The organism is Plantibacter sp. Leaf314, from assembly GCF_001423185.1.
In the GTDB taxonomy this organism is placed as follows: domain Bacteria; phylum Actinomycetota; class Actinomycetes; order Actinomycetales; family Microbacteriaceae; genus Plantibacter.
Genome location: NZ_LMOB01000001.1, coordinates 1,705,330 through 1,723,241, shown reverse-complemented (window position 1 = coordinate 1,723,241; position 17,912 = coordinate 1,705,330). Strand labels below are relative to the sequence as shown.

General features: G+C 69.9%; 17 protein-coding genes. 11 read left to right on the top strand and 6 right to left on the bottom strand.

Features of this window, described 5'->3' with window-relative positions; genetic code table 11:
* Positions 1–87 precede the first annotated feature (87 nt).
* Positions 88–888: an isocitrate lyase/phosphoenolpyruvate mutase family protein gene (locus tag ASF68_RS08030; protein ID WP_056009092.1), complete on the bottom strand. Its 801-nt coding sequence runs from the start codon at positions 886–888 to the stop codon at positions 88–90.
* A 218-nt stretch (positions 889–1,106) separates the two neighbouring features.
* On the opposite strand from ASF68_RS08030, the gene ASF68_RS08025 reads away from it, so the two are divergent.
* The 6 genes from ASF68_RS08025 (at position 1,107) to ASF68_RS08000 (ending at position 9,058) form a co-directional block, all read left to right on the top strand.
* Positions 1,107–2,216 carry a LacI family DNA-binding transcriptional regulator gene (locus ASF68_RS08025; RefSeq protein ID WP_056009090.1) on the top strand — a complete coding sequence of 370 codons (1,110 nt, stop codon included), beginning with the start codon at positions 1,107–1,109 and terminating at the stop codon, positions 2,214–2,216.
* 187 nt (positions 2,217–2,403) lie between these two features.
* Positions 2,404–4,080, top strand: coding sequence for an ABC transporter substrate-binding protein (locus ASF68_RS08020; protein ID WP_082498535.1), 1,677 nt, complete (start codon positions 2,404–2,406; stop codon positions 4,078–4,080).
* An 8-nt stretch (positions 4,081–4,088) separates the two neighbouring features.
* Complete coding sequence (locus ASF68_RS08015; protein WP_056011596.1) at positions 4,089–5,060, top strand: ABC transporter permease; 972 nt, start codon at positions 4,089–4,091, stop codon at positions 5,058–5,060.
* The gene (locus ASF68_RS08010) at positions 5,057–5,977 is read left to right on the top strand and encodes an ABC transporter permease (protein ID WP_056009087.1); all 921 of its coding nucleotides are present in this window, start codon (positions 5,057–5,059) and stop codon (positions 5,975–5,977) included. Before ASF68_RS08015 ends, ASF68_RS08010 begins: the two co-directional genes overlap by 4 nt.
* Positions 5,974–7,743 (top strand): ABC transporter ATP-binding protein, encoded by a 1,770-nt coding sequence (locus tag ASF68_RS08005; RefSeq protein ID WP_056009084.1) that lies wholly within the window; start codon positions 5,974–5,976, stop codon positions 7,741–7,743. Before ASF68_RS08010 ends, ASF68_RS08005 begins: the two co-directional genes overlap by 4 nt.
* Before the next feature lie 136 nt (positions 7,744–7,879).
* Entirely contained in the window at positions 7,880–9,058 is a 1,179-nt protein-coding gene (locus ASF68_RS08000) for a glycoside hydrolase family 1 protein (RefSeq protein ID WP_056009081.1), read from the top strand.
* Between the two features lie 290 nt (positions 9,059–9,348).
* On the opposite strand, the gene ASF68_RS07995 is transcribed toward ASF68_RS08000, so the two are convergent.
* The gene (locus ASF68_RS07995) at positions 9,349–10,101 is read right to left on the bottom strand and encodes a hypothetical protein (RefSeq protein ID WP_056009078.1); all 753 of its coding nucleotides are present in this window, start codon (positions 10,099–10,101) and stop codon (positions 9,349–9,351) included.
* Positions 10,102–10,166: 65 nt separating this feature from the next.
* Here ASF68_RS07995 and ASF68_RS18700 point away from each other — a divergent pair, with 65 nt between their 5' ends.
* Entirely contained in the window at positions 10,167–10,832 is a 666-nt protein-coding gene (locus ASF68_RS18700) for a MarR family winged helix-turn-helix transcriptional regulator (protein ID WP_162239348.1), read from the top strand.
* Between the two features lie 149 nt (positions 10,833–10,981).
* Here ASF68_RS18700 and ASF68_RS07985 read toward each other — a convergent pair whose 3' ends face one another.
* Together ASF68_RS07985 and ASF68_RS07980 are read right to left on the bottom strand one after the other, a co-directional pair.
* Entirely contained in the window at positions 10,982–11,752 is a 771-nt protein-coding gene (locus ASF68_RS07985) for an SDR family NAD(P)-dependent oxidoreductase (RefSeq protein WP_056009073.1), read from the bottom strand.
* Positions 11,749–12,660, bottom strand: a complete 912-nt coding sequence (locus ASF68_RS07980) for a fumarylacetoacetate hydrolase family protein (protein ID WP_082498534.1) — start codon at positions 12,658–12,660, stop codon at positions 11,749–11,751. The genes ASF68_RS07985 and ASF68_RS07980 overlap by 4 nt, the downstream gene beginning before the upstream one ends.
* Before the next feature lie 182 nt (positions 12,661–12,842).
* Here ASF68_RS07980 and ASF68_RS07975 point away from each other — a divergent pair, with 182 nt between their 5' ends.
* From ASF68_RS07975 to ASF68_RS07960, 4 genes are read left to right on the top strand one after another with little or no spacing between them, the layout of a single operon-like run.
* The gene (locus ASF68_RS07975) at positions 12,843–14,132 is read left to right on the top strand and encodes an L-fuconate dehydratase (RefSeq protein WP_056009071.1); all 1,290 of its coding nucleotides are present in this window, start codon (positions 12,843–12,845) and stop codon (positions 14,130–14,132) included.
* Positions 14,125–15,078, top strand: coding sequence for an aldo/keto reductase (locus ASF68_RS07970; protein WP_056009069.1), 954 nt, complete (start codon positions 14,125–14,127; stop codon positions 15,076–15,078). Before ASF68_RS07975 ends, ASF68_RS07970 begins: the two co-directional genes overlap by 8 nt.
* Complete coding sequence (locus ASF68_RS07965) at positions 15,078–15,917, top strand: amidohydrolase (protein WP_056009066.1); 840 nt, start codon at positions 15,078–15,080, stop codon at positions 15,915–15,917. The genes ASF68_RS07970 and ASF68_RS07965 overlap by 1 nt, the downstream gene beginning before the upstream one ends.
* Positions 15,918–15,966: 49 nt before the next feature.
* Positions 15,967–16,383, top strand: coding sequence for an RbsD/FucU family protein (locus tag ASF68_RS07960; RefSeq protein WP_056009064.1), 417 nt, complete (start codon positions 15,967–15,969; stop codon positions 16,381–16,383).
* Between the two features lie 18 nt (positions 16,384–16,401).
* Here the strand turns inward: ASF68_RS07960 and ASF68_RS07955 are convergent, their stop codons facing one another.
* Positions 16,402–16,812, bottom strand: a complete 411-nt coding sequence (locus tag ASF68_RS07955) for a hypothetical protein (RefSeq protein WP_056009061.1) — start codon at positions 16,810–16,812, stop codon at positions 16,402–16,404.
* Positions 16,809–17,906 (bottom strand): serine hydrolase, encoded by a 1,098-nt coding sequence (locus ASF68_RS07950; protein WP_082498533.1) that lies wholly within the window; start codon positions 17,904–17,906, stop codon positions 16,809–16,811. Before ASF68_RS07950 ends, ASF68_RS07955 begins: the two co-directional genes overlap by 4 nt.
* Positions 17,907–17,912 lie beyond the last annotated feature (6 nt).

Below are 17,912 nucleotides of genomic sequence, written 5' to 3'. Positions count from 1 at the left end.
GACCCTGTCTCAGGAGTCCGTCGGCGCGCCGCCCGCGTCATGCGGCGCCGCGCCCGGGAACTCCTGAGACAGGGTCGTCGGTCGAGGCTAGAGCTCGAAGGAGAAGCCGAGGTCCTCGGGGTACTCGCCGAGCTCGGTGAGGCCGGTCGCGGCGCGCTGCAGGGCGGCGAGCGTCAGGCCGAGCGTGCCGGGTCCGAAGCTGACGCGGGAGACGCCGAGCTCCGCCAGGCGCTTGAGCGGCACGGCGCCCGGGTAGCCGATGACGGAGATGCGGCCGTGGACCTGCTCGATCGCCTTCGCGACGAGCTCCTCCGTGCCGAGTCCGAGGAAGAAGATCACGTCGGCGCCCGCCTCGAGGTAGGCGTTGGCGCGTGCGACGGCCTCGTCCCATGCCTCGGGGTCGCCGGCGAGGGTGTCGACGCGGGCGTTGATGACGAGCGGGACACCGGCGTCCTCGGCTCCGGCACGAGCGGCGGCGACACGGGCCGCGGCCTCCTCGATCGGGAACTGCGGAGCCTTCGCCGCGCCGACGGAGTCCTCGAGGTTGATGCCGACGGCACCGGCCTCGACGATCAGGCGACGGACGTTCTCGCGGACACCCGCGGCGTCGTCGGCGTAGCCCTTCTCGAAGTCGATCGTCACCGGCAGGTCGACGGCGCTCACGATGATCTTCGCGGCGGCGATCGCCTCGTCGACGTCGAGTCCGCCGCCGTCTTCGAGGCCGCGCACGTTCGAGACGGAGTGGCTCGCGGAGGCGAGGGCGACCACGCCGGGCGCCTCGGAGACGACCTTGGCGGTGATGGCGTCCCACACGTTCGTCACGATGAGGGGTGTACCCGGCTGGTGGAGGGAGTTGAGGAGGGTGGCTTTCGCCTGCAGATCGGTCATCTCCGCAGTCTGGCAGCGCGCGTCCACCGGCTGCCCGACAAGCGTCGGGAATTCAGCGAACGTTCGGGTTCGATGCGCTCCGCGGATGGCGCGAGCCGTCCGAAGTGCCGGGTCCCGTGACGGAAGACGGACCGGTCATGCACGGCATCCCGCGGCCGTCGCCGACCGGACGACCGTGATGCCCTGCGTATCATTGGTCCCCGAAGGAAGGCGTTCCCATGACGAAACCGCCGACGGTCTACGACGTCGCGCACCACGCGGGCGTCTCCATCGCCACCGTCTCGCGGGTACTCGGCCGGCCGGACGACGTGAAGCCGGCCACTCGCGACAAGGTGCTGGCCTCGGTCGCGGAGCTCGGATACGTCCCGAGCGGTGCCGCCCGCGGACTCGCGGCCCGGCGCACGGGCGTCATCGGCCTGTTCTTCCAGGGGCTCGACGCCATGGACGATCTCGGCGACATCGCGCTCGAGGGTGACGAGGCCGCCGCCGGGGGAGCCCGCGTCGTCCGCGACATCCCCGAGCGGACCGACACGAGGACGCTCAACCTGTACTTCGACGAGGTCCTTCGCGGCTGCGAGCTCGAGTCCTGGCGGAGCGGCTTCGCGCTCCTCGTCGGGGTCGGCCGTGGGTCGACGGCGACGCAGACCGTGCGCGACATGGCGGGCCGGGTGGACGGGCTGATGGTCCTCGCCGGCAGTGCGAGCGAGGAGGAACTCGCGCGGCTGTCGCGTCACGTCCCGATCGTGGTCATGGCCGGACCCCGTCGCGGCGACGACCTCGACCACGTCTCGGTCAGCAACACCGAGGGCATGCGGACCCTCACGGCGCACCTCATCGACGACCTGGGCGCCCGCGAGCTCGAGTACGTGTCGGGGAGCCTCGGTTCGCCCGACGACGCGGAACGGTGGAGCGGCTTCCAGGCGGCCCTCACCGAGCGGTCGCTCGACGTCCCCGACGCGCCGACGCTGCGCGGTGACTTCACGCGGGAGGGCGGTCGCCGCGTGGGTCGGGAGCTGTTCGGTCGCGGCGTGCTGCCGCGCGCCGTGGTCTGCGCCAACGACCAGATGGCGCTCGGTGTCATCGACGCCGCCCGGATTGCCGGGGTGGGGGTTCCGGACGAGCTCATCGTCACCGGCTTCGACGGTATCGACGCCGGCCGCCTCTCGACCCCCCGGCTCACGACCGTGCGCCAGCCGATGGAGACCCTCGGCCGGGTCTCGGTGCAGGCGCTCACCCGCCGGCTGGCCGAACCGAAGCTCCCGGCGATGTCCGTCCGCCTGCCGGTCGAGGTCCTCCTCCGGGAGAGCTCCGAGCCGGTCACGTCCTGACCATCGCCTCTGCTCGCGTTCGCAATTCAGGACGTTCTCGGCGTGCCGCGCCGCGTCCGTGCGCCGCGCGGCCGCCGCGCCGGGGCGGTCCTGAGTTGCGAACGAGACGGGAAATCCGACACGGGTTGCACAGGGCAATGTATGCGCTTACACTCAACGGGTACAGACTTCAGCAAGGACGGTGGCGATGACGCACACGACGCACGAGCGGACCCAGGTCCGCAGGCGCAGACGACTCGGAGCGGCGGCGATGATCGCCGCGGCGGCCCTGCTCGTCTCCGGCTGCAGCATCCAGATCAAGAGTGAGCCGGATCCCTCGATCCCCGCCGACACGATGCTGCTGGCCTCCGACAAGGGCACCCCGATGCTCGAGCGGAACTTCAACCCCTACCTCGTGAACAAGCGCTCGGCCTCGAGCTACATCTACGAGCCCCTCGTGATCATCAACGTGCTCGACGGCAAGGAGACGCCGTGGCTCGCCGAGCAGGTCGACCTCCCCGATGCGCGCACGATCGACTACACGATCCGCGAGGGCGCGACCTGGTCGGACGGCGAGGACTTCACCCCTGAGGACGTCAAGTTCACCTTCGACCTCATCAAGCAGTACCCGACGCTCGACCAGAAGGGTGCCTGGCAGCACATCGACACGGTCGAGGTGAAGGGCCAGCACGTCATCATGCACCTGCTCGACGACGACGCCCCCGCGGCCGACATCGTCTCGCAGACGCTCATCGTCCCCGAGCACATCTGGAAGGACGTCAAGAGCCCCGACACCTGGCGGAACCCGAACCCGGTCGGTACCGGTCCGTACGTCCTCGGCAACTACACCTCGCAGCAGTACACGATGGACAAGAACGAGACGTACTGGCAGGCCGACAAGATCGAGGTCAACCACCTCGTGATCCCCGCGGCCACCGGCGAGCTCGACATCGTGACCAAGGGCTTCGACTGGGCGTACTCGTTCCTGTCGAACGTCGAAGGCACCTGGGGCGCGGCGAACGACCACAACAAGTTCTGGTTCCCGCCGGGAGGCGTGATCGGGCTCGTGCCCAACATGGACGTCGCCCCGTTCGACAACGTCGACGTCCGCCGCGGCATCGCCCTGGCACTCGACCGCGACAAGATCGCCGACGCGGCGACCGAGGGCTACCTCGGTGCCGCCGGCCAGTCGAGCCTCATGCTCCCCAACCAGGAGGACGAACTCGACCCGACCCTGCCGAACCAGGGCATGATCACCCAGGACACCGCCGGGGCCCTCGAGGCCTTCGCCGCCGCCGGGTACACGCAGCAGGACGGCAAGCTCGTCGACGCGGCGGGCAAGCAGTTCAGCTTCTCGATCACGACGGCCAACGGCTACGCCGACTGGCTGCGTGCGGTGCAGGAAGTCCGCAAGGAGCTCGGCGCCCTCGGCATCGACGTGCAGATCAAGCAGCCGCAGCCCCCGGGCTACCAGCAGGCCATCCAGAGCGGCACCTTCGAGGTCGCGATGGGCGGCATGGGCAACGGCATCATGTTCCAGGGCTTCAACAACAGCTTCAACAGCGAGTTCGCGAAGCCGCTCGGCGAGACGACGTCCAGCAACTTCGGTCGCTACCGGAACCCGCAGATGGACGCGCTGCTCGCCCAGTACAAGGCGACCACCGACGAGGCGACCCGCCTGGGGCTGAGCCACCAGATGCAGCAGATCGTCTACAGCGACTTCCCGGTCATCGGGATGTACTACGGCGGACTCTGGGGCCTCTACAACGACAAGAAGTTCACCGGCTGGCCCGACGCGGACAACCCGTACGCGCCGCTGCAGACCTACGACCAGACCCCGCTCCTCGTGTTCACGCACCTCAAGCTCCGGAAGGACGGTGAGTGACCGTGTACATGGTGCGCAAACTCGGCCTCTTCGTCCTCACGTTGTGGGCGGCCGTCACGCTGAACTTCCTCCTGCCGCGGCTCATGCCCGGCTCCCCGACCGACGCCGCGATCGCGAAGCTCGCGCAGAACGGCCCCGTCTCCGCGGCGACGCGGGCGGCGATCGAGGCCCAGCTCGGTGTCCCCGGCGGCAACCTGTGGGAGCAGTACGTCACGTACCTCCACCAGGTCGTCACCCTCGACTTTGGGGTCTCGTACACCTTCTTCCCGCAGTCGGTCGGTGAGCTCATCTGGCAGGCGTTCCCGTACACGATCATCCTGCTCGGCATCGTCACGATCGTCGCGTTCATCCTCGGCACGCTCATCGGTGTGCTCGCGGCCTGGCGACGGAACACCTGGCTCGACGCCCTGCCGACCCTGACCGGCACCTTCGCGAGCACGTTCCCGTACTTCTGGACCGCGCTGCTCCTGCTGTTCTTCGCCGGGTACGTCCTCCACTGGTTCCCGACCTCGGGCGCCTTCGGACCGACGGCCTCGCCGGCCTTCACCTGGGACTTCATCGTCGACGTCGCGTACCACGCGGTGCTGCCGGCGCTGACGATCCTCGTCACCAGCCTCGGCGGGTGGATCATCGGCATGCGCAACGCGATGATCAACACCCTCGGTGACGACTACGTGACCTTCGCCGAGGCGAACGGACTCCGCGGTCGCACGGTCGCCGTCAAGTACGCGGCCCGCAACGCGATCCTCCCGAACCTCACCGGCTTCGGGCTCGCGCTCGGCGGTGTGGTCGGCGGCTCGATCCTCGTGGAGCAGGTGTTCGGATACCCCGGTATCGGCTTCCTCCTGTTCAACGCGGTGATCGGTCAGGACTACCCGCTCATGCAGGCGCTCTTCCTGCTCATCACGGTGAGCGTGCTCGTCGCCAACTTCCTCGTCGACATCCTGTACGGCGTACTCGACCCAAGGACCCGCCGATGACCACCACACAGCACGTCAAGACACTGCAGTCCGACGAAGCCGTCCGTCCGCCGAGGAAGTTCGCCTTCATCGGTCGATCGGCGGCGACGCTCTGGGCCAACTGGAAGTCACGCCTCGGCCTGACCATCCTCGGCTTCTTCATCCTCGTGGCGATCTTCGCGCCGCTCCTCGCCCCGTACGGTGCCAGCCAGGACGGCTTCCCGCGGAACGCCGACTCGAGCCCCGAGCACTGGTTCGGGACGACGGCGGCGGGCGAGGACGTCCTCAGCCAGCTCATCTACGGCTCGCAGATCAGCGTCACCGTCGGCTTCATCGCCGGCATCCTGTCGACGATCGTCGCGGTCCTGATCGGCCTCAGCTGGGGCTACATCAAGGGGTTCGGCGCCGAGGTCGTGAACTTCATCGTCAACCTGTTCCTCGTGGTGCCGGGTCTGCCGCTCATGATCGTCATCGCCGCGTACCTCCAGAACGGTGGACTGGTGATGATCGTCGCGGTCATCGTCATCACCGGGTGGGCGTGGGGTGCCCGCGTGCTCCGCAGTCAGACGCAGTCGCTGCGATCGCGGGACTTCGTGACGGCCGCCCGCTTCTCCGGCGACCGCCCATTCCGCATCGTGTTCAACGAGATCCTCCCGAACATGACCTCGCTCATCGCCGGTGGCTTCTTCGGAGCCGCGACGAGCGCGATCCTGGCCGAGGCGGGCCTCGAGTTCCTCGGACTCGGCGACTCGTCGATCGTCAGCTGGGGAACGATCCTCTACTGGGCGCAGAACTCCAACGCCCTGCTCACCGGTCAGTGGATCCTCCTCTTCGCCCCCGGTCTCTGCATCGCGCTCCTCGCGATGAGCCTCACCCTCATCAACTTCGGTGTCGACGCGATCAGCAACCCGCGCCTCCGTGAAGGGAAGTCCCGATGAACGCCGTCAACCTCCAGGCCGACAGCGCCCCGGCTCCGGCCCCCGGCACGGGAGCGCTGCTCGAGGTCCGCGACCTCTCCGTCGTCTACGAGTCCGTCGGTGCCGCACCGGTGCAGGCCGTCGACCACGTGTCGTTCTCCGTCGGCGCCGGTGAGTTCATCGGTCTCGTCGGCGAGTCGGGCTCGGGCAAGTCGACGCTCGGCTTCGCGGCCACCCGGCTCCAGAAGCCGCCGGCCCGCATCAACGGTGGACAGATCCTCTTCGGCGGATCCGACATCCGCGAGCTCGACGAGGAAGCGCTCCGCGAGCAGCGTCAGGGCGGGTTCGCCATGGTGCTGCAGTCGGGCATGAACGCGCTCAACCCGGTCCGCACGATCCGCAACCACTTCGTCGACATCTTCAAGGCGCACGGGCACGTCTCCCGCGACCGCTGGGATGCACGGATGGCGGAGCTCGTCGAGAAGGTCGGGCTCACGCCGCAGGTCCTCGCCCGCTTCCCGGGTGAACTGTCCGGCGGTATGCGTCAGCGCGTCTCCATCGCGCTCGCCCTCTCGCTCGAACCGCGACTCATGGTGTTCGACGAGCCGACCACCGCGCTCGACGTGCTCGTGCAGCACGCGATCATGGACACGATCACCGAGCTGCAGCAGTCGGAGGGCTTCACCGCCATCCTCATCAGCCACGACCTCGGCGTCGTCCTCGAGGCGACCCAGCGCGTGCTCGTCATGCACGAGGGCCGCATCGTCGAGGACGCCCCGAGCCGCGACATCCTCGAGCGCCCGCAGGATCCGTACACGCGGATGCTGCTCAGCCACTACGCCGACCCGCGTGCAGCGGTCGTCGAGCTGCCCGGCTTCCCCTCACGGGCGAACCGGGGCACGGCTCCCGTCTCCGGCACGACGACGAGTGTCCCGACCGCGACGAGCGCGAGCTCCGAGTCGGGCAAGGCCTCGTCGCGCGCCGGTCGTTCGGCGGAGTCGGCGGTCATCGTCGACGCCGTCTCGAAGGTGTACCCGCCGCCGCGTCGCGGTGAGTCCGCGGTCACGGCCGTCGACGACGTGTCGTTCACGCTCGAACCCGGGCAGTCGCTCGCCCTCGTGGGGGCCTCCGGCTCCGGCAAGTCGACGATCGCGAAGCTCATCACGGGCATCGAGAAGCCGACGTCCGGCGCGGTCCGCTTCGGCGACCTCGACGTCGCCCAGCTGAACCGCAAGGGCATCCGGAATCTGCACAAGAACGTGCAGATGATCTTCCAGGACCCGTACGCGGCGCTCAACCCGCTGCACACGGTCGAGTACACGCTCACCCGTCCGGTCGTGAACTTCACGGGGCTGAAGGGCGACGCCGTCCGCAAGCGCGTGCTCGAGCTCCTCGAGACGGTGGGGCTCTCGCCGGTCGAGCAGTTCGCGGCGAAGCTTCCCCACCAGCTCTCCGGTGGGCAGCGGCAGCGTGTCGTGATCGCCCGGGCGCTCGCGAGCGACCCGCAGGTGCTCATCGCCGACGAGCCGGTGTCGATGCTCGACGTGTCGCTCCGGGCCGGTGTGCTCGCGCTGCTCGAGGACCTCCGCGAGCAGTGGGGCGTCTCGATGCTCTACATCACGCACGACCTGCTGTCGGCGCGACTCGTGACCGACAACATCATGGTCCTCAATCAGGGCCGTGTGGTCGAACGTGGCGAGACCGCGCACGTCCTGCAGCACCCGCAGGATCCGTACACGATCCAGCTGCTCGACGCGGTCCCCAACCCGGCGCGCGCCAAGCGCTGAGCCCGTCCCGTCCCTGCGGTCTCTCCGGTCCCTGAGCCACCACTCCCGGTCCCTGAGCTTGTCGAAGGGCCACACCACTCCCGGTCCCTGAGCTTGTCGAAGGGCCACACCCCAACATGAAACAGGAGCAACACCCGTGCTGACCTTCCCCGACGGCTTCCTCTGGGGCGCCGCCACCGCCGCCCACCAGATCGAGGGCAACAACATCAACAGCAACTGGTGGGTGCACGAGCACGAAGCCGGGACGAACATCGTCGAGCCCTCGGGCGACGCGATGGACAGCTACCACCGCTACCGCGAGGACATGCAGCTCCTTGCCGACGCGGGGCTCAACACCTACCGCTTCAGCATCGAGTGGGCGCGCATCGAGCCTGAGCGCGGCGTCGTCTCGCGGGCCGAGGTCGACCACTACCGCCGCATGGTCGACACCGCGCACGAGCTCGGGCTCAACCCGGTCGTCACGCTCATGCACTTCACGGTGCCGCGCTGGTTCGAGCGTGACGGGTTCTGGCGGGCGAAGGCCGCCGCCGACCTCTTCGCGCGGTACACCGAGCTGACTCTGCCGATCGTCGGCGAGGGCGTCGAGCACGTCTGCACGATCAACGAGCCGAACATCGCCGCGATGCTCGCCGGTGGTGAGGACGCCGCGAACCTCGTCGCGTACGGGCTCCCCAACCCGGACCTCTTCGTCGCCGATGCGCTCCTCGAATCGCACAAGCGTTCGCGTGAGGTGCTGTCGCAGGTGTCTGGCCTGAAGTCCGGCTGGACCATCGCGACGCAGGCGTTCCGCTCGAACGGTGAGCCCGGTTCGGACGAGATGCTGCGCGAGTACGGCTACCCGCGCGACGACTGGTACCTCGAACAGTCCGCCGGCGACGACTTCCTCGGTGTCCAGGCGTACACGCGCACGTTCATCGGGCCGAAGGGTCCGCTGCCCGTCGAGGACGGCGTCGAGACGACGCTCACCGGGTGGGAGTTCTACCCGCCGGCTGCCGCCGAGGGCGTGCGGAGTGCGTGGGAGCTGTCCGGCGGGGTGCCGATCATGATCACCGAGAACGGCATCGCGACCTCCGACGACACGCGTCGGATCGACTACACCGACGGTGCGCTCCGCGAGCTGCACGCGTGCATCGCGGACGGCATCCAGCTGGAGGGCTACCTGCACTGGAGCGCCCTCGACAACTACGAGTGGGCGAGCGGCTTCCGGCCGACCTTCGGCCTCATCGCCGTCGACCGCGAGACCTTCGTGCGGACGCCCAAGCCGAGCCTCGCGTGGCTCGGGAACGTCGCGAAGGCGAACGGCCTCACCGACTAACTGAGGTTCGCAATTCAGGACGTCTCCGGCGTGTCCGTCCCCGGGCCCCGCTGACGAGTCGCGCCACGCGACGGGTCTCCTGAGTTGTGAACGAAGGGACCGCAGATGGTGTGTGTCCGCAATTCAGGACGCCTCCGGCGCGGCGCGCCCGATTGTGGTCCGGTCGTCCGCGACGCGCGGTGCTGGTCCTGAGTTGTGGACGGAGAGAGCCCCGGGCAGCGGTTGCTGCCCGGGGCTCTTCGGGTGGTGGTCCGGTGCGGGACGCATGGGCCGGTGACGCCGGCGACCGGTCAGCGGTCGCCGCGCGGGCCGCGACCGGAGCGACCACCTGGGCCGCGTCCGTGGGCGGTGCGCTCGTCCCAGCCGAAGGCCCGGGCGATGCTGCCGAGACTGGCGAGGGTCGTCGCGAGGTCCTCGGGCGAGACGGCATCGGTGACGGTCTGGCGGACCGCGTCGACCTTCGTGCGGAGCGCGTCGTGCGCCTCGCGTCCGGTGTCCGTCAGGGTGATGCCGTCGGTGTCGACGGTGACCCAGCCTCGCGCGGCGAAGTCCATGACGATCTCGGCGGTCGAGCGACGCGGCCCGCGGTGCCCACGGTGGTGGCCCCGGCCGAACGGCGCGCCACCGGAGTGGTGATCGTGTCCGAAGCCGGGACCGCCGGGCCGTCCGTGACCGACGGTGTGGTCGCGGCCGGGGTGGCCGTGCTCGTGATCGCTCGGACGCTCGGCCGCCTCGGTGTCGGTCGCCGTCTCGGCGGTGTGGTCAGGACGGCCGAAGCCACGACCGGGGCCGAACCCGCCGCGTCGGGCGAATCGTTCCGGGCCGTGCGGTCCACGGCGGTGCGGCGGGAAGGACGCATCGATCTCGTCGACGCTCGTCGCGCCGCCTGCGATGAGCTCGAGGGTGCGCCAGCTTCGGCGACCGAGGCCGTCTTCGGCGAGCACCTCGTGCATGGAGTGCTTGATCGCATGGTCGACACTGCGGAGCCAGAAGCCGAGCGGACGCTCGTCGGACGGGCTGGTGGACTGCTCTGGGGAAGTCATTGGGGTGTTCATGGGTGGTCTCCTTATTTGCATGCTCTGTTACATGTAAATGTATAATGACATGTATGTCCGACGATCGTCAAGCGCAGCCCAGCGAACCCACAGCAACCGACCCGGTGGAGCTGATCGAGCAGGCGCTCGTCCAGATCCGGAGGGACCAGTCGGGTCGTCGCTTCGGCGGACGCGGCGGGCGTGGTGGCCCCGGGCATCGTCATCACGATGAGCACGGAGGAGACCATCACCACGACGCCCACGGCGGCGGCGGGGACGAGCACGGACGCGGTCGTGGGCCGGGCTTCGGACCTGGCCTCGGAGGGCCATGGTCCGCCGGCGGGGGAGGCCGTCATCCGCGTGAGCAGGCGATCGCTCAGGCGGCCCGGTTCCGGATGCTGGACGCGCTTGCTCGCGATGGGGCGTCCGGCGGCATGGGTATCAGCGCGCTCGCGGAGGCGATCGGGGTCGACCAACCGCGGGCGAGCCGACTCGTGGCCGAGGCGACGAAGCGGGGCGAGGTCGCCCGGGCGGTCGACCCGAACGACGGACGACGGAGTGTCGTGCAGCTGAGCGCCGCCGGTCGCGCGGTCCTCCAGGAGGCGCATCGGGGCCGGCGTGAAACGGTGACCACGGCCCTTGCGGACTTCACGCCCCAGGAGGCGGCGCAGTTCGCCGCCTTCCTGGAACGTTTCGTCGCGGCGTGGCCGCGCCCCGACGTCGCGGATCCGCCCGCCTGAGTTGTGGACCACGCGACCCGTCCGGTCTGAGCGGTCCACAACTCAGGACGAGTCAGGCGTGTCGGTCCGGGAACGGCAGCCTCACGGCAGACGCGCCGGGACGCTCCTGAATGGTGAACCGTGCGGCATGCATCGAGACTCGGCTCGCGCTACTGGGGACGCAGGCGCAGCTCCTGCATGCCGCCGTCGACGGCGATCGAGGTGCCGGTCGTGGAGCCGGACCGGGGACTCGCGAGGTAGGCGACGGCGTCGGCGACCTCGGTCGCTGAGACCAGACGGCCGTGCGGCTGCCGCGCCTCGAGGGCCGCGCGTTCGGCGGCCGGGTCCGCGGCGCTGTCGAGCAGGCGACCGACCCACGGGGTGTCGGCCGTGCCGGGGTTGACGCAGTTCACCCGCACGCCCTCACGCAGGTGGTCGGCGGCCATCGCCCGGGTGAGCGAGAGGACCGCACCCTTGGTCGCGGAGTAGAGCGCGCGTTGCGGGAGTCCGGCGGTCGCCGCGATCGACGCGGTGTTGACGATCGATGCGGCGGGCGACTCGCGCAGGTGGGGGAGCGCCGCCCGGGCGACCCTGGCCATGCCGACGACGTTGATGTCGAAGACGCGGTGCCACTCCTCGTCGTCGTTGTCCTCCACGCTGCCCTGCGCGCCGATCCCGGCGTTGTTCACGACGATGTCGAGGCGACCGAACCGGGCGACGACGGCGTCGACGGCCGCCCGCACGGAGGCGTCGTCGGCGACGTTCGTGCGCACCGAGAGTCGGTTCTCGGAATAACCGTCCACTGCGGGGTTGAGGTCGAGGATCGCCACCTTCGCGCCGTCCGCTACCAAGCGGTCCACGATCGCCGCCCCGATGCCGGAGGCTCCGCCGGTCACGACGGCCACGAGCCCGGTGAACACGCCCGTCTCCGAGTCGCTCATCGTCCCGCCTCCATCGCTGCGAGGGCTTCCGCGGGCTTCGCCACCGGTGCGACCCCGGGGACCGGCTCGACGAAGCGCTGCCGCTGTCGGCCGAGTCCCTCGATCTCGATCTCGCACACGTCGCCGGCCGAGAGATAGGGGAAGCGACCCGACAGGGCGACCCCCTCCGGCGTGCCGGTGAGGACGAGGTCGCCCGGTTCGAGCTGCAGGTACTGGCTGAGGTGCCAGATCACGGTCGCGACGTCGAAGATCAGGTCGGCCGTGGTGGAGTCCTGACGTGGTTCGCCGTTGACCCAGCTCCGCAGGCGGAGCGAGCCCGCGTCGACCTCGTCCGGGGTCACGAGCCAGGGGCCGGTCGGGTTGAATCCGGGGGCGCTCTTGCCCTTCGACCACTGCCCGCCGCTCACCGCCATCTGGAAGTCCCGCTCCGACACGTCGTTCGCGGTGACGAAGCCGGCGATGCGGCCGAGGGCCTCGTCCGGGCTGTCGAGGTAGGACGTGCGCTCGCTGATGACGACGCCCAGCTCGACCTCCCAGTCGGTCTTCGTGCTGCCCCGGGGGATGCGGACGTCGTCGTTCGGGCCGACGACCGTGTTCGGCGTCTTGAGGAACATGATCGGGATCTCAGGCGGCGCCGACCCCGACTCGGCGGCGTGCGCGGCGTAGTTCATCCCGATGCAGACCACGGCGCTCGGCCTCGCGATCGGTGCACCGATCCGGAGGGACGCCGCGTCGTCGAGCACGGGAAGGGCGCCCGATTCGAGTGCGGCGCGAGCCCGTTCGACACCCCCGCCGGCGAGGAACACCCCGTCCACGTCGGCGGTGATCGATCGGAGGTCGTGGGCGGTGTCGCCCGAATACACGACGGGGATCTCCTCGTCCACGGGGCCGAGTCTGGCGAAGCGCATGCTGATCCTTCCGGTTCCGCCGGGTGTCCGCAGGCGAGGGACCCGGCCTCCTAGCCGATAACGTCTGAACTCTACCCCGAGGATGTCGTCGCCAGGGGTGGATTCGCGGGTTGATCCCAGCATTGACAGCACAGACATCGGATGTTTATGCTCGGGGGCACCAGCCGAAGGAGCACACCGCCGTGAGTAGCATCATCGGATTCGAGACGCATGACGTCCGTTTCCCGACCTCGACCACCCTCGACGGTTCAGACGCCATGAACCCGGACCCCGACTACTCGGCCGCGTACCTGCGTCTCGTCACCGACGCGGACGACGGGCACGAGGGTCACGGCTTCGTCTTCACGATCGGCCGCGGCAACGACGTCGAGGTCGCCGCCATCCACGCCCTCCGCGAGCACCTCCTCGGGCGCGAGGTCGAGCCGATCCTCGACACCATGGGTGCCTTCTGGCGTGAGCTCGTCTACGACTCCCAGCTCCGCTGGCTCGGCCCGGAGAAGGGCGTCATGCACATGGCGATCGGCGCCGTCGTCAACGCCCTCTGGGACCTCAAGGCGAAACGTGCGGGTCTGCCGCTCTGGCAGCTGCTGTCCACCATGACACCTGAGCAGCTCGTGGAACTCGTCGACTTCCGCTACCTGAGCGACGTGCTCACCCGCGAGGACGCCCTCGAGATCCTCCGCGACGCGGAACCGGGTCGCGCTGCCCGCACGGAAGCCCTCCTCGCCGCCGGCTACCCCGCCTACACGACGACGCCCGGGTGGCTCGGATACTCCGACGAGAAGCTCGACCGCCTCTGCCGGGAGGCCGTCGCGGACGGCTTCGCGCAGGTGAAACTCAAGGTCGGTGGTGCCGTGGAGGACGACGTCCGTCGCCTCGCCATCGCCCGGAACGCCGTCGGCCCCGACATCCGCATCGCGGTCGACGCGAACCAGCGCTGGGACGTCGCCGAGGCGATCGACTGGATGGCGCGACTCGCTCCGTACGACATCGCCTGGATCGAGGAGCCGACGAGCCCCGACGACATCCTCGGCCACGCGGCCATCGCGCGCGGCGTCGCCCCGATCCCGGTCGCGACCGGCGAGCACATGGCCAACCGCATCATGTTCAAGCAGTTCCTGCAGGCGGACGCCCTCCAGGTCCTCCAGATCGACTCGACCCGCGTGGCCGGGGTCAACGAGAACATCACGATCCTCCTCCTGGCGGCGAAGTTCGGCGTCCCCGTGTGCCCGCACGCCGGCGGCGTCGGCCTCTGCGAAGCGGTGCAACACCTCTCGATGTTCGACTTCATCGCCGTCTCCGGCAGCGAGGATGGACGCATGATCGAGTTCGTCGACCACCTCCACGAGCACTTCGTCGAGCCGGTGGAGATCGTAGCCGGCCGGTACCGCGCCCCCCTCGCGCCCGGTGGGGGATCCGAGATGCTCGCGACCTCGATCGCCGAGTTCACGTTCCAGGGTGCCGATGCCTGAGCTGCTCGTCCCACGCCTCGCCTACGGCGCCGCCAACCTCGGCAACCTCTACCGGGAGCTCGGTGACGACGAGGCCTGGGCGATCCTCGACGCGGCCTGGGAGCACGGGGTCCGGTTCTACGACACCGCTCCGCACTACGGACTCGGCCTGTCCGAGCGTCGACTCGGCGCCTTCCTCCGCACGAAGCCGCGCGACGAGTACGTGCTGTCCACCAAGGTGGGCCGGTTGCTCGTCCCGAACCCGGACGGCGCGGGCACGCTCGACACCGACAACGACTTTGTCGTCCCGGCGACCCTGCGACGCGAATGGGACGCGAGCGAGTCGGGTGTGCGTCGCTCCCTCGACGAATCCCTCGAACGTCTGGGAATCGACCACGTCGACGTGCTCTACCTCCACGACCCGGAACGCAACGACCCGGAGTCCGGGATCGCGGAGGGCATCCCGGCGCTCGCCGCCCTGCGCGACGAAGGTCTCGTCGGCGCCGTCGGCATCGGTTCGATGGACGTCGAGGCGCTCCTCGCCGCCGTCCGCACCGGGCTGACCGACCTCATCATGATCGCCGGCCGGTTCACGCTCGCCGAGCAGCCCGCCGCGGCGGAGGTGCTCCCGGCCTGCCTCGACCACGGGGTGGGGGTGGTGGCCGCCTCGGTGTTCAACTCCGGGCTGCTCGCGCGCTCGGTGCCGGATCCGGACGGTCGGTACGAGTACGGCGCCGTCCCCTCCGAGGTCTTCGACCGCGCGGTCGCCATCGCCGAGGTCTGTCGCCGGTTCGACGTCGAGCTGCCCGCCGCAGCGCTCCAGTTCCCGCTGCGGCATCCAGCCGTGCGGACGGTCGCGGTCGGCGCCTCCCGACCCGAGCAGATGGTGCAGAACATCGAACGCTTCGAGGTGCCCATCCCCGAGACGTTCTGGGCGGAGCTCCAGGCCAGCGGACTCCTCGGCTGATGCGCACGGTCGACGCGCACCTGCACCTGTGGAACCGCGCCGACGGGTACCGCTGGCTCGACGGCGCCGACGAGGTCCTGCGTCGGGACGTCACGGCGGAGGAGGCCGGGGCCGAGCTGCGTGCGGCCGGTGTCGACACGGCGGTCCTCGTCCAGGCGGACGACACGGAGGCCGACACGGAGTTCCTGCTCGACACGGCCGAGGCGCACGACTGGATCGTCGGCGTCGTGGGCTGGGTGCCGATCGACGACGCCACGCGCGCGGAGCGCCTGCTCGACCACTGGGCGGATCGACGCGCGCTCCGCGGGGTGCGTCAGCTCCTCCACGACGACCCGCGCGACGGCCTGTTGTCCACACCGGACGCGCGTCGGCTGGCCGCGCTACTCGCCGAGCGCGACCTCGTGCTCGACGTGCCCAATGCCTTCCCGCGGCTGCTCGGCGACGCCACGGCGCTCGCCGCAGCGGTGACGGACCTGACGATCGTCGTCGACCACCTCGCGAAACCACCGACCGACCCTGCGGGGTTCGACGTCTGGTCTGCGCAGCTGACGGCGATCGCCGCGCTGCCGAACACCGTCGCGAAGGTGTCGGGGCTCAGTACGGCCGGCCGTCGGTTCGCTGCCGACGATGCCCGGCGGGCGTGGGATGTCGCACTCGACGGATTCGGTCCCGATCGGCTCATGGTCGGCGGCGACTGGCCGATCACCCTCACGAGTGGCGGGTATGCGCCCGTCTGGGCGGCGCTGACCGAACTGGTCGGCACGCTCTCACCCGCCGAACGGGCGATGCTGCTCGGTGGGACGGCCGCACGGGTGTACCGACTGGACGACGTGGCGTGACCGTGGACGGACAGCCTGACATGATCGAAACACCGACGAGGAGGTCACCATGTTGACAGGGATCGATCCGACGCTGAGCGGCGAGCTGCTGCTGCACCTGGACGCGATGGGACATTCGGACGCGGTGGTGATCGCGGACGCGCACTTCCCGGCGGCACGGCTCGGCGCACGCGTCGTCGTCCTACCGACGCTGTCCACACCGGAGGTGCTGCGCGCGGTGCGGACGGTCATCCCGCTCGATGACGAGCCGGTGCTCGACCTCATGACGAGCGCCGACGGGACGGTGCTCGAGGTGCAGCGCGAACTCATCGCCGCAGCCGGCACGACCGAGGACGCGGTGCGGTTCGTCGACCGCTTCGCTTACTACGACGAGGCCGCGACGGCGTTCCTCATCATCCGCACCGGTGAGACCCGGAAGTACGGGAACGTCACCCTGCGGAAGGGGCTCGTGACGCCTGGCGCTTGAGCCCGCCCCGCATCGTGCTCACCAGCAGAGGGCGACGATCGCGATGCCCACGGCCGCGTAGATCCCCGCTGTGACCTGCTGACGGCGGGTGCGCGGCTCGCCGGCGGTCTCGACGGTCGCCCCGTGCTCGTCGAGCGAGCGCTTCGGCTTGGGGGCGTGCCAGGGGAGTGAGCGCCAGCGCAGGGCTGCGCCGGCCAGCCCGAATCCGGTGATCGCGACCGCGAGCACCCACACCCACGACCAGACGCCGACCGGCGAGGCGAGCGCACGGACGAGGGCGAGGACCGCGATGCTGTCGACCGCGTCGACGACCAGTCGATGGCGATCGGTCGCGGCCCACCGGCCCGTCGACCACGCGTGGACGACCTGGAGCGCGACGAACCACGCGATTACGAGTGACACGACCACGGGGATGAGGAGCTCGATCATCGTCCTGCTCCGATCTGTTCGAGGAGGGCGACGCCCGCGGCGTCGACCGACTGCTGGGTGGCCGAGACGAGCACGACCGTGGTGCCGGTCGCCGGGACGACGCCGACGAAGGACGCGAACCCGCCCGTAGCGCCGTTGTGCCACACGAGGTCGTCGCCGTCGATGGCCTCGCGGTCGACGATCCAGGCCCATCCGATCTCACGATCGCCGAACGCGGCCTTCGCGTCGAGCGCCTCGATGCCGGGTACGCTGCCGTCGGCCAGCCGTTCGGCGAAGCGGGCGAGATCCTCGGTGTCCGAGCGGATGCCGCCGGCAGGCCCGATCGCTGTGCCGGTCCATGCGGCGGCGGTCCGTCCGCCGGCGGTCTCACCGAGGAGGTCGCGATCGCCGAGCTCGGCCGCATCGTCCACCGGGGCCGTCGAGTCGAGCCCCATCGGACCCGTGATCCGTTCCTCGAGCAGTTCGGCGTAGCTGGTGCCGGCGGCCGCTCCGAGCGCGGCGCCGAGGAGCTCGAAGCCGAGGTTGGAGTAGGTGCCCTTCGGGGTGTCCAGGGAAGCGGACCGGGCCTGCTCGAGGAGCTGGTCGAGGTCTTCGCCGTAGGGGTTCGCCGTCGTGAGCGCGAACCAGCTCGAGGAGAGGATGGTGGAGAGGTCGATCGGGAGCCGCGGCAGCCCTGAGCTGTGGGTCGCGAGTTGCTCGAGGGTCACGGCGGCGGCGGGTGCATCGCCGAGTTCGAGGAGTTCGCCGAGCGTGGTGTCCGGGGCGACCTCGCCGCGCTCGATCGCGTCGGCGAGCAGCAGCCCGGTGAAGGCCTTGCTGACCGAACCGATCTCGAACCGGGTGTCCGGCTGGGCGCCGATCGTCGTGGTGCGGGTGCCGTCCGGGGTGACGACGACGGCCAGGAGGGCCCGGTGGTCCGAGCCGGCGAGCTCGCGGACGGTCGCCGCGAGCTCCGCGTCACCCGTCGCTTCGGTCGGGAGGGTGGAGGGGCCCGGCCGGACGGCGAGGCCGATCGCGAGGGCGACGGCCGTGCTGGCCGCTGCGATGATCCAGACCCGTCTGGATCGGGACGTGCGGCGTGCGGTGGTGGTCATGCTGAG

Coding starts and splice junctions, on each gene's coding strand:
- ASF68_RS08025 (WP_056009090.1), top strand. CDS start 1,107: ATGACGAAACCGCCGACGGTCTACGACGTCGCGCACCACGCGGGCGTC.
- ASF68_RS08030 (WP_056009092.1), bottom strand. CDS start 888: ATGACCGATCTGCAGGCGAAAGCCACCCTCCTCAACTCCCTCCACCAG.
- ASF68_RS07985 (WP_056009073.1), bottom strand. CDS start 11,752: ATGAGCGACTCGGAGACGGGCGTGTTCACCGGGCTCGTGGCCGTCGTG.
- ASF68_RS07965 (WP_056009066.1), top strand. CDS start 15,078: ATGCGCACGGTCGACGCGCACCTGCACCTGTGGAACCGCGCCGACGGG.
- ASF68_RS07980 (WP_082498534.1), bottom strand. CDS start 12,660: ATGCGCTTCGCCAGACTCGGCCCCGTGGACGAGGAGATCCCCGTCGTG.
- ASF68_RS07955 (WP_056009061.1), bottom strand. CDS start 16,812: ATGATCGAGCTCCTCATCCCCGTGGTCGTGTCACTCGTAATCGCGTGG.
- ASF68_RS08010 (WP_056009087.1), top strand. CDS start 5,057: ATGACCACCACACAGCACGTCAAGACACTGCAGTCCGACGAAGCCGTC.
- ASF68_RS08005 (WP_056009084.1), top strand. CDS start 5,974: ATGAACGCCGTCAACCTCCAGGCCGACAGCGCCCCGGCTCCGGCCCCC.
- ASF68_RS07950 (WP_082498533.1), bottom strand. CDS start 17,906: ATGACCACCACCGCACGCCGCACGTCCCGATCCAGACGGGTCTGGATC.
- ASF68_RS08020 (WP_082498535.1), top strand. CDS start 2,404: ATGACGCACACGACGCACGAGCGGACCCAGGTCCGCAGGCGCAGACGA.
- ASF68_RS07970 (WP_056009069.1), top strand. CDS start 14,125: ATGCCTGAGCTGCTCGTCCCACGCCTCGCCTACGGCGCCGCCAACCTC.
- ASF68_RS07960 (WP_056009064.1), top strand. CDS start 15,967: ATGTTGACAGGGATCGATCCGACGCTGAGCGGCGAGCTGCTGCTGCAC.
- ASF68_RS08015 (WP_056011596.1), top strand. CDS start 4,089: ATGGTGCGCAAACTCGGCCTCTTCGTCCTCACGTTGTGGGCGGCCGTC.
- ASF68_RS07995 (WP_056009078.1), bottom strand. CDS start 10,101: ATGACTTCCCCAGAGCAGTCCACCAGCCCGTCCGACGAGCGTCCGCTC.
- ASF68_RS18700 (WP_162239348.1), top strand. CDS start 10,167: ATGTCCGACGATCGTCAAGCGCAGCCCAGCGAACCCACAGCAACCGAC.